The 496-nt window shown below is 64.9% G+C and carries 1 pseudogene; it reads right to left on the bottom strand.

The features are described from left to right. Positions 1-496: pseudogene (pgi, locus tag J5F18_RS16975) on the bottom strand (glucose-6-phosphate isomerase); the annotation flags it as partial.

Below are 496 nucleotides of genomic sequence, written 5' to 3'. Positions count from 1 at the left end.
AGCAGCAGGGTGCTGGAGGGGCGGTTGCCCGGGCAGCTGTAGGGATCGAGCCGGCTGCCGCTCTGGCTGCCTTCCATGAAGGCGTTGGCCTGGGCCAGCATGTTGGTGAGCAGGGCGAAGTGGTGCTCCTCCATGCCGGGCTCGGGCTTCAGCGAGGCGATGAAGTCGATGGGCACGTAGCGCGTCCCCTGGTGGAGCAGCTGGAAGAAGGCGTGCTGGCCGTTGGAGCCGGTCTGCCCCCAGACGATTGGCCCGGTCTTGTAGTCCACCGGGTGGCCAAAAATATCCACCGACTTGCCGTTGGACTCCATGTCGAGCTGCTGCAGGAAGGCCGGCAACTGATTCAGCGCCTGGTCGTAGGGCACGATGGCCTGGGTCTCGGCACCGTGGAAGTTGATGTACCAGATGCCGATCAGCGCCATCAGCACCGGCATGTTCTCGGCGAAGGGCGCGGTGAGGAAGTGCTGGTCCATCTCGTAGGCCCCCTCGAGCATCG

The organism is Halomonas sp. BM-2019 (assembly GCF_017584085.1).
This window is presented reverse-complemented; position numbering and strand designations above follow the sequence as displayed.